General features: G+C 62.9%; 13 protein-coding genes. 3 read left to right on the top strand and 10 right to left on the bottom strand.

Annotation, left to right across the window (positions count from 1 at the left end):
* Positions 1 to 66: 66 nt before the first annotated feature.
* The 5 genes from AC3CBN_RS11855 to AC3CBN_RS11835 all read right to left on the bottom strand — a co-directional run bounded on the left by AC3CBN_RS11855 (position 67) and on the right by AC3CBN_RS11835 (position 6,385).
* On the bottom strand, positions 67 to 570 hold the full coding sequence (locus AC3CBN_RS11855; RefSeq protein WP_488633229.1) for a DUF3761 domain-containing protein: 504 nt from the start codon (positions 568 to 570) through the stop codon (positions 67 to 69).
* A gap of 305 nt (positions 571 to 875) precedes the next feature.
* Positions 876 to 1,397, bottom strand: coding sequence for an RcnB family protein (locus tag AC3CBN_RS11850; RefSeq protein ID WP_488633228.1), 522 nt, complete (start codon positions 1,395 to 1,397; stop codon positions 876 to 878).
* Between the two features lie 178 nt (positions 1,398 to 1,575).
* Complete coding sequence (locus AC3CBN_RS11845) at positions 1,576 to 3,210, bottom strand: alpha/beta hydrolase (protein WP_488633227.1); 1,635 nt, start codon at positions 3,208 to 3,210, stop codon at positions 1,576 to 1,578.
* Between the two features lie 150 nt (positions 3,211 to 3,360).
* A complete protein-coding gene (locus AC3CBN_RS11840; RefSeq protein ID WP_488633226.1) occupies positions 3,361 to 4,635 on the bottom strand; it encodes an alpha/beta hydrolase family protein in 1,275 nt (424 codons plus the stop codon).
* A 91-nt stretch (positions 4,636 to 4,726) separates the two neighbouring features.
* Positions 4,727 to 6,385, bottom strand: a complete 1,659-nt coding sequence (locus AC3CBN_RS11835) for a serine hydrolase (RefSeq protein WP_488633225.1) — start codon at positions 6,383 to 6,385, stop codon at positions 4,727 to 4,729.
* Between the two features lie 140 nt (positions 6,386 to 6,525).
* Between AC3CBN_RS11835 and AC3CBN_RS11830 the strand changes: the two genes are divergently transcribed.
* Entirely contained in the window at positions 6,526 to 7,311 is a 786-nt protein-coding gene (locus AC3CBN_RS11830; protein WP_488633224.1) for a phosphatase PAP2 family protein, read from the top strand.
* 100 nt (positions 7,312 to 7,411) lie between these two features.
* Here the strand turns inward: AC3CBN_RS11830 and AC3CBN_RS11825 are convergent, their stop codons facing one another.
* The 5 genes from AC3CBN_RS11825 to AC3CBN_RS11805 form a co-directional block, all read right to left on the bottom strand.
* A complete protein-coding gene (locus tag AC3CBN_RS11825; protein ID WP_488633223.1) occupies positions 7,412 to 7,915 on the bottom strand; it encodes an Ivy family c-type lysozyme inhibitor in 504 nt (167 codons plus the stop codon).
* A 92-nt stretch (positions 7,916 to 8,007) separates the two neighbouring features.
* A complete protein-coding gene (locus AC3CBN_RS11820) occupies positions 8,008 to 10,275 on the bottom strand; it encodes a thiamine pyrophosphate-dependent enzyme (protein WP_488633222.1) in 2,268 nt (755 codons plus the stop codon).
* Between the two features lie 221 nt (positions 10,276 to 10,496).
* On the bottom strand, positions 10,497 to 10,991 hold the full coding sequence (locus AC3CBN_RS11815; RefSeq protein WP_488633221.1) for a nucleotidyltransferase family protein: 495 nt from the start codon (positions 10,989 to 10,991) through the stop codon (positions 10,497 to 10,499).
* Entirely contained in the window at positions 10,988 to 11,530 is a 543-nt protein-coding gene (locus tag AC3CBN_RS11810) for a GNAT family N-acetyltransferase (protein WP_488633220.1), read from the bottom strand. Before AC3CBN_RS11810 ends, AC3CBN_RS11815 begins: the two co-directional genes overlap by 4 nt.
* 74 nt (positions 11,531 to 11,604) lie before the next feature.
* Entirely contained in the window at positions 11,605 to 12,774 is a 1,170-nt protein-coding gene (locus AC3CBN_RS11805) for an acyl-CoA dehydrogenase family protein (protein WP_488633219.1), read from the bottom strand.
* 231 nt (positions 12,775 to 13,005) lie between these two features.
* On the opposite strand from AC3CBN_RS11805, the gene AC3CBN_RS11800 reads away from it, so the two are divergent.
* The gene (locus tag AC3CBN_RS11800) at positions 13,006 to 13,881 is read left to right on the top strand and encodes a DMT family transporter (RefSeq protein ID WP_488633218.1); all 876 of its coding nucleotides are present in this window, start codon (positions 13,006 to 13,008) and stop codon (positions 13,879 to 13,881) included.
* A gap of 76 nt (positions 13,882 to 13,957) precedes the next feature.
* Positions 13,958 to 14,851, top strand: coding sequence for an aldo/keto reductase (locus tag AC3CBN_RS11795; protein ID WP_488633217.1), 894 nt, complete (start codon positions 13,958 to 13,960; stop codon positions 14,849 to 14,851).

The raw sequence follows: 14,851 nt of genomic DNA, 5'->3' as shown, positions 1-14,851 counted from the left end.
CACTTCGCAACAAAAAAAGGCCGGCATATGCCGGCCTTTTTTTTCCGATGTGGGGTCAGCCGTACGTTACGGCGTGCAGGCCTTGCCATGATCGGCATGAAAACCCTTGGCCTTGGCGTCTGCTTCGCTCATGTATGCACCGGACTTGGTCTTGCCGTACCACTTGTCGCTCGGACAGTGATAGACCTTGCTGCTGGCATTGGCCCAGACCATGCCAGGGCCGCCACCCGGCGCCGCCGTGGCCGGAGGCTGCGAAGCGGACTTGCTGCTCGGCGCCGGCGCCGCCGTCTTGGCGGGTGCGCTGGGTGCGGGCGCTGCGGCAGGTGTTGCAGGCGTGGCCGCTGCCGCTGCAGGTGCTGCCGCAGCTGGCGTGGCGGCACTGGCCGTGCTGTACCACTCCTTCACGCCTTTATGGCCCGAGCAGGCTCCCTTCTTGGTTGCATTAGTGGTGTAACTGCCATCCTTGCACTGCCCGGTGGAACCGGCAGGAGCGGATGCTTGCTGCGCATAGACAGCGGGACCTGCCAGAAGACCCGCGAGCAAGACTGCGATCAAACCATACGATTTCATCTTCGATCCCTCCAGCGTGAACTCGACTGTTCCATGGAGACGCCGTCTTGCGTGGCGGACGTGCTCCCCTCTTTTGCATCACACCGCATGACGCGAGTGATACGCGGCGCGAGACCCACAAGCGCTACCGGCGCTTGTGCGAGTGACTATGCACCAAGGGCGCCGCGCCCCATCGGCCTTTGCGACAGCGCGTTCATGCGCCGTGAGGTTGCATCGAAATTTCATGCGAGGCATCACCAAGAACATGCGGCGATGCCAGGGCAATGAGTGGCCGCATCGCGACATCGCGCGATGCGGCCCGGTGCTCAATGATTGATGATGATGTCGGCAATCACACCTGTGGCGACCGCCACCAGCAGGAACTCGCCGTTGTCACTGCGCACCCACTGGTGATCGCGCGGCGGCGGCTGCAGGCGGTATTCCTGCCAGTTCTCCACGACGTAGCGGTGATCGCGGTATTCGACGGGAACGTACCCGCCCCGGCGGTACCAGCCTTCATGCGCGCCGCGGTCGTGCACGATCACGTAATCGTGGCGCTCATGATCGCGATCGTAGTCGCGGTGATCGTAGTCGCGGCGATCATGATCGCGATCACGGTCGTGGTCGCGATCGTGGTCGTGATCGCGGTCATGGTCGTGATCATGGCCACGGTCATGATCGGAATGATCATGATGATCATCGTCCTGGAACGGCGCGGCGGTGGCAGTGCTGCACACCATGACAGCGCCCAGGGCCAGGGCGAGCAGTAACTTCTTCATCGGGCTCTCTCTCCGTCGGGGTAACGTCGCCTGCCTTGTCTGGACGGCCAGCAGGTTCGACAGCGCCATGATGAGGCGCGCGGCGGAGTGTGATGGGTGAAACCGGTCGCAGGATAGTAGGGAAGCATCACGCAAGATATTGCGTTGAAGCGGGATTTGGTTTGGCGCGGCGCAAAAGCGAACGCCCCGACGTATCGGGGCGTTCGCGAAGAGCCTGCGCGCTATAGGTGCGCGCGCCGGGGCTGGCTCAAGGGGCAGCCGCAACCTTGGATTTCAGGGTCGATTGCGGACGCGCCACCTCATACATCTCCCAGGCAATCTGTTTGAGCAAGGCCGTGCGGTCACTGCCGACCACGTAGAGGTCGAAGTGGGTCTTGTTGGGCAGGAAACGGATGTCCGACTGCGCATGCAGGTCGTCCAGCACCGCTTTCAGGCGATGCGCCGCGCCATCCAGATAAAACGTATCGGCCGTGCCCACGATAAGGTGGATCTTGCCGTCCAGATCCGGCTTGAGCTCGGGCCACTGCGTTTGCAGGCGGTGCGCGATGTCGTAATGGTCACGCCAGTAGGCCACGACATTGGCGTCCACTTTGCCCGTATCGCGATTGAAGAACGGTTCTGGACGTCCATCCTGGCCGCGCGGCGAGAACACCCAGTCGAACGAGGCGATCTGTCCGCCATAACTGCCGAGCGTGCCCTCCAGCGTGGCGAACTGTTCGAAGCTGGCGATCACCTTGCCCTGGTCGCGGATCAACGGATAGGTAGAGCCGTCGGCTTTGCGGTAGACGTTGGCATCGGGTGCATAAAGATCGACGCCCGTGAAATCATGGAAATCACTGGGATCGGGCGAGGTGGACCAGGTGCCGCCGAACACTTTCGGGTAGCGCGTCTGCAGCCACAACGTGGCCCAACCGCCCGACGAGTGGCCATTGAGGAAACGACCCGTGACCTTCGCGTCCATGTGGTACTTCGATTCCAATGCCGGAATCAGTTCCTCCGTGAGTGCCTGCCCCCAGGGACCGTTGTTCACCGAATCGGCGAACTCATGCGTGCCGGTGGGACTGGATTCGTCCAGGTACACCCAGATCATCGGCGGCATGTCCCCCTTGGACATGGACAGCCAGGTATTGGTGATACCCGCTGCGAAGTGATCCAGTCCGCCACCAAAGCCGTGGGTGAAATACACCACTGGATACGTCGCGGCGTCTTTCGCGTCATAGCCAGGTGGCAGCAATACGAAACCGCGCATATGAATCGAACGCCCCCAGAAGGCCGACAACGCAGGGCTGACGAAATCCAGATCCTCGGTATGACGGCGAGCTTCCGGCAAGGCGTCTCGAACGGCCTGCGTCGCCGAATGCGGCAGCGCCCAAACGTCCTTCACCGGCACTTCCGTGGCCAGCTTCAACATCGGTGAAGACGTTACGGGAAGGTGGACTTTCACCACCTCGCTGACCAGATCACCCGCACCACGACCACCGTAGTTGTAGTTGTGGTTGGTATCTAGCACCGCCTGCACGTAGTAGTCACCTGGCGGCAGCTTGGCGAATGCGGCCGGATAGGTTTGGCCGTCCGTATCGATATCGACACCCTGCCCTGGCACCAACTGGCTCACTTCACGCGCAGCCACGCTGACCTGGTCGGGTGCCAGCGGATTGACGTCCACTTCATCGACCTTGCCATCTTTTGCACCTGCCTCGGCGGCCTTCGCGTCTTCGGCAAACACCAGCAGCCGTCCGGACTTCGCCTCGTTGTTGGCCAAGGCGATATCGACATGGAAACGGTGCGACGACGCTGTGGGTGCCTCAATGCGCGAGCACCCGGCAGCCAGGGTCAGTTCAAGGCAAAGCAGTACCGCAAGCTTCAGTCGGTGCGACGACATCACATTCCCCCTGGTGGGAGTTCCCGAAAAGTCGGGAACGTTCGATGCAGTCTAAGTGTTTTCCAGCTGCCCGTGAGGGCTGCACGCTGGCAGCGCGCTCGGGGGCCGATTCGATCATTTCGCCTTTCCGCCCTCGTTCTCTCTCCGGTATCAGTGGATACGCTCGCCGCTTCCGTAGGGCGGACGATCCTGCTGCCGGATCCAGTCAGCGAGCAGACGGAAATAGCCGTCCGTGATTCGCGTCACGTGGCGCGTACCGTCCGCATCCTGCACGAATTCATTCATGCCATGTCCGGTATGCGGGAAGACGTAGATGTCGATCGGCTTGCCTTGGTGCTTGAGCGCGCTGAGCCGCTCGCGGGTGACCGCGCCGGGCGCATCCCGGTCCTCGCCGGCAATCACCCACAGCTGCGGGATGGCCAGCGCGCGGATAACCGCAACCGCATCGTAGTTCCACAAGATATTGAGGTTGTCGTAACGCGCCGCACCCGTGCGCCGCATGTCTGCTTCGTTTTCGGCCAGCAGCTCACCGGTGAACTCGCCCTCGATCTTGTGCAGCCACGGTTCGTTTGCGTAGCGTCGCTTGACGGCGGCAAGCTGCTCATATCCTGTCGTGAAATGGGAGGCCATCACGGCCTCGGTAGCGTCAGTGACCTCGCGCGCATGACTGATGCTGGCCGCGTCATAGCCTTTCTCCTGCATCTCCACCACGACCTGCTGCTGATCTTCCTCCAGCGGCGACATCACCAGGCCGAAGCCGACCGCCACGTAATCGGCATGCGCGAGCTTGGCCGCCAATGGCGCTATCCAACCGCCCTGGCTGCCTCCGAAGAAGCCTGCGCGTGAATAACGACCCGCAGCCAGCCGTCGCGCTTCATCCAGCGCCGCAGCGGCGTCATCCGCCAACAGTTCGAAATTCTGGGTGTAGTCACCCTCGGAGGTACCGGTGCCGCGCTTGTCATAGGCGAACACACTAAATCCTTCGGCGGCGAGCACGTAAGCGTAGTAGCTGCCGGTGCCCGGCGTCTTCTCCGATCCATGCACAAACACGACGAGCGGCGGCTTGCCATCAGCATGCGCCGGCTCGATCAGCACACCGGCCAACTTTGTGCCGTGGCTGCTGAAGTGCGTGGGCGTCTCGCGCAGTGGCAGCAGCGGTTGCGCAAGGTAGCGACCATCGGCAGCGCGCACGCTGATCTGTCCGTCAACGCAACGCACCAACGCATCCACGCCATTGACGTCGCCACGGTGGCCATCGAGGAAAGTGTAGCGCTCGGGCGCATCCGCGCCGCTGGCTGTGGGATTGGAGATCGCTACTGGCGGCTTGCCCGTCTCGCCGTACACGCCGTAGCGACACGACGCTGATGCAGCACTGGCAACACCGACAAGGGAAAGGCCAATCAGGCCTGCGATTAGGCGCTTCATGCGATGGTTCCTACTCGTTCGTGGGGACGCGGCCACTATAGGCAGCGCCCCATTCACGACGCCCCTGCCATTGGTCAGGACAGGAGAGGCATCACCGCGATGCAGCACCCTTGACGTCCGTCACTGGCGAAAGCCGCAAATCCTGAAAGTCGAAACTGAAGTCGGTAAGCGGCGAGACCGGCTGCATGCGCACTTCACGCACCTTGCCGTCCGCATCCAGCGCGTAGTTGACGAAGGCATCGGCGTTGAGCGAGCGATCGTCCCAGCGCACGATGAAGGTGTCGTGTTGCCACGGCTCCATGGTGCCTGCCAACTGCGCGGTCTTGCTGAACTTCAGGCGCAACTTGCCACTCTGCTGGGTCACTACGATGTCGCCGTACCACGGATCGCGGAAGGTGCCGGCGTAGCCGGTCAGCGACAACGAAGGCTTGCCATTCTTCCCGCGTGCCGCCTCGTGCTTTTTCCAGCTGTCGTCGGCATTGCCTTCGGACTTCTTTACGGCCGCGGCATAGGCGGCGACCCAGTCCTTCTTGTCCTTGCCGAGATAGGCGTCAAGCACGCGATAGGTCACCGCGTTGAACGCTGCGCCAGACTCCTGATTGGTGAGCACGACAACGCCAAGCTTGAGCTCCGGCACCAGGGTTACGCGCGACACCATGCCCGGCCAGCCACCCGTGTGCCAGACCAGCCGCTGACCGCGATAGTCGGTGAGAAACCAGCCTTCGCCATAACCAGCGAAGTTGGGCCGAGCGTCTTTCAATTCCGGCACCGGCGGTTCGGAAATTTTCATCGGGGTCAGCATCGACCACATCTGCTTCTGACTGTCCTCGGAGAACAGCGACTTGCCGTTGGGCAGCCTGCCGCCTGCGAGCTGCACGTTCATCCACTTGGCGATGTCGTGCACGCTGGCATAGATACCGCCCGCACCCGAGTTGTTGGACCAGGCCATTGGCGGTACCGGCTTGAGTTCGGTGAAGTTGAACTCGGCGTGGCCCATGGCGGTATCCATGCTGGGCTTGAGCGCAGTCATGTCCACCAGCGACTCGTCCATGCCGACCGGCTTGAAGATGCGGCTCTGGATGAATTCGGCATAGCTCTGCCCCGACACCTGCTCGATCACCAGCGTGGCCACGGCGAACAGGATGTTGTCGTAGGCATACGCGCTACGGAAGCTGTTGGCCAACGGCACGTTGCGCAGGCGCTCCACTACTTCCTTGGTCGAGTAGGACGTCGGCGGCCAATACAACAAATCGCCCGCACCCAAGCCCAGGCCGCTGCGATGTGCCAGCAGGTCACGAACGCGCATTTCGCGCGTCACATACGGATCGGACATCTGAAACCACGGTAGATGATCGATCACCCGATCGTCCATGTTGAGCTTGCCTTCCTCGGCCAGCATCTGCAGCGCAGCCGCAGTGAAAGCCTTGGTGTTGGACGCGATGGCGAACAAGGTATGCGCATCCACCGCCTCGGGCTTGCCCAGTTCGCGCTGACCGAAGCCCTGCTCCAGCACCACCTGCCCGTCCTTGACGATGGCGACCGCGATGCCCGGCACGTCGAACTGCTTGCGGGCGCTATCTACATAGGCCGTGAAATCCTGCAGCTGGGCCGGCACCGCCGGCTGTGTGCTGCTGGATACCGCCGCGGCCGGCGTCGATGCAAGCGGAGTGGTCTGCGCCCAGAGCGGCGCGGCAAGGACCAGCAGGGCGCAACAGCCCGCCAGGCGCGGGGACAGGACTCGCAGGGACATCGATCGACTCCATGACGGCAAAGCGCATCACTATCGCGGCAAAGCGGCTCCGGAGCCAGCACTGAAAGTCATGACCGGAGCCACTCTCGACGGGGCCTCGCGCAATGAGGATCATGCCGGGTCAGCTTCGAGGAGTTTTGATGAACGACCTGGTCGAATGGATCGCCGATCACGCCTTGCCACTCTGGGCCATCTTGCTGGTGTTGGCCTTGCTTGCAGGTGACCTGGCCTGGCAGTGGAACCGTCGCCAGCGCGATACCGCCATTGCCAACGGACGCGAGCCGGTGGTGATCCGCGGAGCTACCGCTTTGATGCTGCTGGTCGCCATGTCGCTGTTGTTTGGCGCGATTGCCATCGCCCTGAAGGAAGAAGCCACCACTTGGTTGCCGGGCTTCGACGCGGCGCTCGCCGAAAACCTGCGCGGACACATGCGACCGGCAGTGTTGCGCGTGGTCGCAGCAGTCTCTCACCTCGGCGACCTTGGCTACGTCGCTGCAGCGACGGTACTGATCCTGGCCGTCCTGTTGCTACGCCGCCAGCTTGCCCTGGCCACCTTCTGGACCATCGCGATGGCGGGCGTCGAGCCGCTAAACAGTGGTCTCAAGGCCGTGTTCCAGCGACCGCGACCGCTGCACGACCATGGTTTCATCATCGAGCACAGCTGGAGTTTTCCCAGCGGCCACGCGTTTGGCGCGATGGTGTTCTACGGCATGCTGGCCTATGTGCTGCTGCGCCTGCTGCCGCATCGCAGGCACAGGCTGGTGATCGCCTGTGCCGTGGGAATGGTGACGGTGATCGGGGTGAGCCGTATCGTGCTGCAGGTACATTACTTCAGCGACGTCATGGCCGGTTATGCGAGCGGCTTGGTGTGGCTGGTGCTGTGCATCGCGGGCGCGGAGTGGTGGCGACTGCGCCACAAGGTGTGAGCTATTGCGCACCCTGTGCGCGACCGCGGAGTAGCAGTGTCTTCGCTCCGTAGGCTTGTCGCGCACTGGGTGCGCTCCTAAAGAAAGCAACACACCGGCATTATTCCGGTGAATACAATTTCTTCTGCAATAATCGCTTCGCGTCTTCATCCGGCGATCCCAGCCAGGTCTGATCGTCATTCGCCGGGTCGTTGCTATCGATATCGTTCGAAGCGCCTGCCTTGCGCCGCGCAAACAATCCGGACATGGCGTGCGAGTCCACGTCATACAGCACCAGGATGCGTTCAGAAGGACAGTCATGTGGCTTGCAGGCTGCCGCCAGCAACTGCGGACGTCCGTGCAGTTCCAGATGCTGCGCCGGCGTCGAGGTACCGCCTTGACGGGTCCAGGCGGGCAATGCGTTGGCGCCCGACAATGCGGCAAAAGCGCTGGCGAAATCGGCGCGTTGCAGCAGATCGTAGAAGTACAGCGGTTTGCTGTCGTCCATGCGTGTCGCGGCTGATGTGCTTGCTGCCGGCGATGCGGGTGCGGCTTGCTCGCGCTGCGAAGAGCAGGCCGCACAGGCGATGGACAGCACCAGGGCAATGATGAAACGGTGATGCATGAGGATCTCCTTGCGTTGCGATGGCGCCCGCGCCTGATCGCGATGAAGGAGGCGTAGCGCGCCGGGCTGGCCGACGCGCTACGCGCTTTCGATCAGGCCAGCTTGCGAGCCGCCGCGACGACGTCCGCCTCGCCCGGCAACACCAGCAGTGCAGCGCCGGCAAGCGGCGTGTAGGTGTCGGCGCCCACCACGCGCTGCAACGGCGTGGCGCCGCTACCGCCTTCCACGATGGCGGTGATGATGCCCTCGCCCACGCCTGCGCTGCGCCGGCCTTCGTCCAGCACGATGATGCGCTTGGCCGACTTTGCCTGCGCGGCGATGAAGGCATTGTTGAGAGGCGCCAGCCAGCGCAGATCCACCACGCGAATCTTCCAGTCGAGTTCGGCCTCGATGGTGCGCACCGCACGCAAGGCCATCGGCACGCCATTGCCGAAGGTAAACACCACCAGGTCGTTCGCACCTTCGTTGTATACACGCCCTTCGCCCAACGACATCGCTTCGCCCGGTGCGGGATAGGCGAACTGCCACTGGCCGTCACCGGCCTCGTACAAATCCTTGGTCATGTACAGCGCGATGGGTTCCAGGTACGCGCAGACGCGACCGTCCACCTTGGCGAGAGCCGCCAGCGTGCGCAGCATGTTCGCCGCGTCGTCGCCACGGCTGGCACAACCCACGATCAGGCCCGGAATATCACGCAGCGCAGTGATTGAGTTGTCGTTATGGAAGTGCCCGCCAAAGCCCTTCTGGTAACCCAGACTGGCCACGCGCATCACCATCGGATTGCGGTACTGGTCGTTGGAGAAAAACTGTAGCGAGGCCGCCTCGCCGCGGATCTGGTCGCAGGCGTTATGGAAATATGCCAGGTACTGGATCTCCGGGATCGGCAACATGCCCATGTTGGCGTAACCCTGCGCTAGACCCAGGATGATGGTCTCGTCCAGCAGCGTATTGAACACGCGGGTGTTCTTGAATGCCTTGTGCAGGCCCTTGGTGACGGTATACACGCCGCCCTTCTGCGCCACGTCCTCACCGAACAGCAGTGACTCGGGATATTTCGCCATGATGTCGTGCAACGCCTGGCCGATCTGGATGGCCAAATGACGTGGCGGCTGCTTCTCGGGTAGCTTGTCCTCGCTACCGAAAGCGGCGATGCGACGATGCTGGTAGTCCGTGCGCTCGGCCTCTGCCTTCACTGCCGCCGGGGTGTAAGGCGCCAGCGGTTTCATCACCTCTTCGAGCGACGTCAGGCGCGGACGGCGGTCGGCATCCTCGGCGGCCTCGAAGCAGCGCTTGCGTGTGGCTTCGTACAAGGCGAGCAACGATTCTTTCGTGTACAGGCCCGATGACAACGCGATCTCGGCCGAACGCAGCAGTGGATCGCCTGCTTCCACTGCAAACAATTCCTCCACGCTGCGCCACTCGATCTCGAAATCGGTGCCGGCGTGTCCCATCACGCGCGTCGTCCTCAGATGCAGGAAGGTGGGACGGCGCGTGTGGCGGCAATGCTCCACCGCCTGTTGCACCTGCGCGTAGCCCTCGGCCAGGTCGAGACCATCAGCGTAGAAATAATCGAGGTCGGCACGATGGCGGAAGTTGTTCGCTACCCAGCCGTTAGGTGTCTTCACCGAGATGCCGATGCCGTTGTCTTCGCACACGTAGAGCACGGGTGCCGGCAGTTTCTGGTAGGCCGTCCATGCGGCAGCGTTGAACGCGGTCTGCGCGGTGGCATGGTTGGACGAAGCATCGCCGAACGAGCACACCGTGATGCTGTCGTCGGGAATCGGCAGCTTGTGTCCGATGCGACGCGCTTGCTCGATGGCGATGGCCGTGCCCAGTGCCTTGGGCAAATGCGAAGCGATGGTGGACGTCTGCGGCAATACCCAAAGCGGCTTGCTGCCCCATACCTTGTGGCGGCCGCCGGAAGCCGGGTCGTCCATGCTTGCGGCGAACGACAGCGCCGAATCCATCACCGGGTCCATGCCCGGCAACTTGCGGAAGCGTTCGGCCATAAAGCCGCCAGAGCGGTAATGCAGGAAGGCTGGATCGGTATGACGCGTGAGTCGCGCCACCATCGCGTTGCCTTCGTGGCCGCTGGAGCCGATGGTATAGAACACCTTGTTCTGCACGCGCAGCACACGCGCCATCAGATCCAGGTGGCGGCTGATCAGCTGGGATTCGAGCAGCTCGCGAAAGCCACACGCGTCGAGCGTGCTGCCCGGCAGCACCGGCGAATGATCGCCATGCGGCTCTTGCATGTCGCCCTGCCACAACTGCACGAATTCGGTGAAGTTCTGGTCGACGATCTCGGCGCGGTTGAAACCTTTGTGGCGTGCCGTGAGGGAGTACGGAATGGCGGTCATGGTGGCTACAGGTCTCGTCAACGAACGGCCGCGACAAGCGGCAATTTAGGGATTATCGAGTTGGGTACGGCGCACGCGCCAGTACGGAGCTCGTGCTCCCTCTCCCCGGAGGGGAGAGGGTTGGGGTGAGGGGCCAATCTTGCGAAAAGGCCAGTTCGAAGCACGCTTCGTGGACACATCATCGCGAGCACCCGCCCTTTACCACCTTCAGGTGGCTCACCTCAGTCCTCTTCCCGGAGGGGAGAGGAAGGAAGAGCCTGCAGCAAGCTTGCACGCAATCGATCCTTCTCGCGTCCAAAACTTTCGAGTATGCGGATCTGTTCGGAAATGGCCGGCACAGGCACCGCCATACCGTCCAGGCCAACCAACGTGAGTCGCCCTGCCTGCACCGGCTGCCAGCTGTCGCCAGCGTTGAGCTCAAGGCCGCCCATCACTTCAACCGGCATGCCTGGAAAATCAAAACGTGCGAAATGCGAACGGAAACGTTCGGCACCAGCGGGTTCATAGACGTGTTCGCGCTGCGAAGCCCACAGCGCCATCAGGCGTTCGGCATCGTCGCGCGATACCAGCACATCCACATCGGCCACGCTTACGTCGGCGCCTGCCAACAGTGCTGCGGCGCTGCCAATCAGGCACCACGGATCGAGGCAATGCACGTACAGATCGGGAACGATCCGCGCCAGCGTTCGATACAGCGTGGGCGATACATGACTCATGCGCGTCGACGCTGCCATTCGTCGCGGGTCTGCCCCCAAATTTCCACGGACAGATGCTCGAACGGCGCTGGTAGCTGCCCAGGGTCTCGCAAAGTCGAGCCCAGCTTGCGCGCCACTACTTGTGAGGCGGTATTGTCGGGAGCGATGGTGTGGATCACATCGGTCCAACCGAGTTCGTCGAAAGCCCAGTCGATCGCTGCCACGGCACCTTCGGTGGCATAGCCCTTGCCCCACGCTTCGCGCAGGATGCCCCAGCCCACCTCGGTGCCCGGCCAACCTTCCGGAACCCACGGACCCAAGCGCCCTACCCAGCGGCCACTGGCCTTCTCGATGACCGAGAACATGGCAAACCCCTGGATGGTCCAGGCGCCTGCCATGGAGAGAAAACTCCGCCACGCGGTGGCGCGCGGCTGTGGGCCGCCAATATGGCGCGAGTTTTCCTCGTCCCCCATCAGCGCCGCCCAGCCTTCGAAATCCTCCGCCATGGTCGGCCGCAGGATCAGGCGATCGGTTTCGATACGAATGTCTTGCCAGCTCATTCCGCGCAGCCTCTCAACGACGCTGGTGAATCCTGGTCGTCGTCCCGACGAAAGCCGGGCGACGACCATGACAATCAGAACGCGTTGATACCCGTCAGCTCGCGACCCACCACCAGCTGATGCACCGTCTCGGTGCCTTCATAGGTGATGACCGATTCCAGGTTGAGCGCATGGCGGATCGCCACATGCTCGGTAGTGATACCAGCGCCGCCGAGGATGTCGCGGCATTCACGCGCGATGTCGATGGCCATGCGGCAGTTGTTCCACTTGGCCAGCGACACCTGCGTCGGCTGCATCTTGCCGGCGTCCTTGAGACGACCCAGCTGCAGCGACAGCAGCTGCGCCATGGTGATGCGGCGAGCCATCTCGGCCAACTTCAGCTGCACGGCCTGGTTGGATGCCAGCGGGCGACCGAACAGGATGCGCTCCTGCGTGTAGTCGAGCACTTCCTTCAGGCAGGCCTGCGCGGCGCCAATCGGGCCCCAGGCGATGCCGTAGCGCGCCTGCGTGAGGCAGCCGAGCGGGCCCTTGAGGCCCTTCACGTTCGGCAGGCGATTGGCTTCGGGCACGCGCACGTTGTCGAAGAACAGCGCGGAGGTGACCGACGCGCGCAGGCTCATCTTCTTGTGCACTTCCTGCGCGGTGAAACCCTTGGTGTCGGTGGGCACGATAAAGCCCTGGATGCCGTCCTCGGTCTGCGCCCACACGATGGCGATCTGCGCGACGTTGCCGTTGGTGATCCACATCTTGGCGCCATTGATGACCCAGTCGCCGCCGTCTTTCTTGGCGTGGGTTTTCATGTTGGCCGGGTCCGAACCGCCGTGCGGCTCGGTGAGGCCGAAGCAGCCGATGATCTCGCCCGCCGCCATCTTCGGCAGGTAGTGCATCTTCTGCTCTTCGGTGCCGTAGGCGTAGATGGGATACATGCATAGCGAGCTCTGCACCGAAGCGAAGCTGCGCAGGCCCGAATCACCGCGCTCAAGCTCCTGACAGATCAGGCCGTAGCTCACGCCGTTCATGCCGGCGCAGCCGTACTTCTCAGGCAGGGTGGCGCCCAGCAAGCCCAGGTTGGCGATCTCGGGCACCAGCTCCTTCGGAAAGCGACCCTGATCGAAGCAATCGCCGATGATCGGCAGCACTTTCTCATCGACAAAGCGACCTACGGTGTCCTGCACCATGCGCTCCTCGTCGGAAAGCAGCGAGCGGACGTCGTAGAGATCTAGGGGATTCAGGCGAGCGGACATGCTTGAGTTCCGTGACTGGGGGCAAACCTTCATTCTAGCGGGCCTGCCCGGGCGGGTCACGGCGGAGTGCAGCAGGGCCCGGGTAGGCGACCAGGGCGCGCTGTGGGACCATGCGCCTTCCCGTCGTCCCAGCGAAGGCTGGGACTCAGCGTCTTTCCGCTCCGTCGCCAAGGCCTTCGATCCCGGCGAGCGCCGGATGACGAGCAAGCCCGCTCCCCCGCCGGACCCTCCATGTTCAAAGGTGTACTCCTCGGCTTCGCCTGCTACGCGGCTTATGCGATCAGCGACGCGTTCGTCAAATCGCTGCACGGCAGCTTGCCTGCCTATGAGGCGGTGTTCTTCGGCGCGGTGCTGATGCTCAGCGCCCTGCCCTTCATCCGCAAACCGGACGACAGCTACCTCGACGTGTTCCACGCGCGCAAGCCGCGACTGTGGTGGATTCGCGCCATCACCGGTGCCATCTGCAACATCTCCGCGGTGATGGCGTTCACCGCGCTGCCGATGGCCGAGGCATTTGCACTGATCTTCCTGCTGCCGATCTTCGTGACGCTGCTGTCCGTGATTTTTCTGAAGGAACACGTGGGCTGGCGACGTTGGTCAGCGGTGATCGTCGGCTTCATCGGCGTGCTGGTGGTACTGCGGCCAGGCTTTCGCGTGCTTGGCGCAGGGCATTTCGCGGCGATGGCCTGTGGCCTCTCCGGCGCGGTGTCAGTGGTGGCGCTGCGCATGGCGGGGCCGCATGAGAAGCGCATCAGCCTCTATGGCGCGGGCGTGATCGGACCGCTGGCAAGCGGCGGGCTACTGATGCTTTCGAATTTCATCTGGCCGGATCTGCACCAATGGTTCCTGCTTGCAGGTTACGGGCTGTTGGCTGGCCTGGCCGGTGTGCTGCTGATGCTGGCCACCCATCACGCGCCCGCCAATCGCGTCGCCCCCACCCAGTACAGCCAGATGTTGTGGGCCATCGGCTTCGGCTACTGGTTGTTCGGCGATGGGCTCGACTGGCCGATGCTTATCGGCATTGCGCTCATTCTGGGCTCGGGCTTGTTTACGTTGGTGCGCGAGGAGAAGGTCACCTCGTGGTGGCGGCGGACCAAGATGGTGTGATCTCGCCACCTGCACGACTGGCACTCGCAACCGCCGCTCGGCAAACTCCCCATCCATTTCGGTGCCCGCTTCCGCCATGACATCCCCATTCGTTTCCAACACCGGCTTTGCCATGTCTCCCATCGTCGCCGGCCTGTGGCGCATTACCGCCTGGAATCTCAGCGTGGCCGAGCGTGTGCGCTGGATCGAGCAGGCGCTCGAACTGGGCATCACCTCGTTCGATCATGCGGACATCTATGGCGACTATCAGGCCGAGGCCCAGTTTGGCGAGGCCCTGAAGGCAGCGCCCGCGTTGCGCGATCGCCTGCAACTGATCACCAAGTGCGGTATCCGCCTGCGTTCGGCGCAGCGTCCGTACCGGATCAACTACTACGACAGCTCGGCTGCCTACGTGCGCACGCAGGTGGAACAGTCACTGCGCAACCTGCATACCGAACAGCTCGACCTGGTGCTGATCCACCGCCCCGATTACCTGATGGACGCGGCCGCTCTCGCCGAAACATTTGCCATGCTCACCCGCGAGGGCAAGGTGGCGCACTGGGGCGTGTCCAATCACAGCGCCAGCCAGTTCGGGTTGCTTCATCAGCAGCATCCGCTGGTCACCAACCAGTTGGAACTATCACCGTTGCAGATGGATGCGCTGGATGACGGCACGCTCGACCAGGCGCAACAGCATGGGTTACGTCCGATGATCTGGTCGCCGCTCAGCGGCGGGCGTCTGTTCACGGGAAACGACCAGCAAGCCCTGCGCGTGCGTGCCGAAATGACCATCATCGCGGAGCGCTGCGGCATCAGCCTGACCACCCTCGCTTTCGCCTGGGTGCTGCGGCACCCCTCGCGCCCTCATCCGATCACCGGCACTGGCCGCATCGAAGGGCTGCGCGATGCCGTCGCTGCATTGGACGTAGAACTGGATGCGGAAGACTGGTACGCGATCTGGACGGCCAGCAAGGGCCACTCGGTGCCGTAA

The organism is Dyella sp. OK584, assembly GCF_057787755.1.
This window is presented reverse-complemented; position numbering and strand designations above follow the sequence as displayed.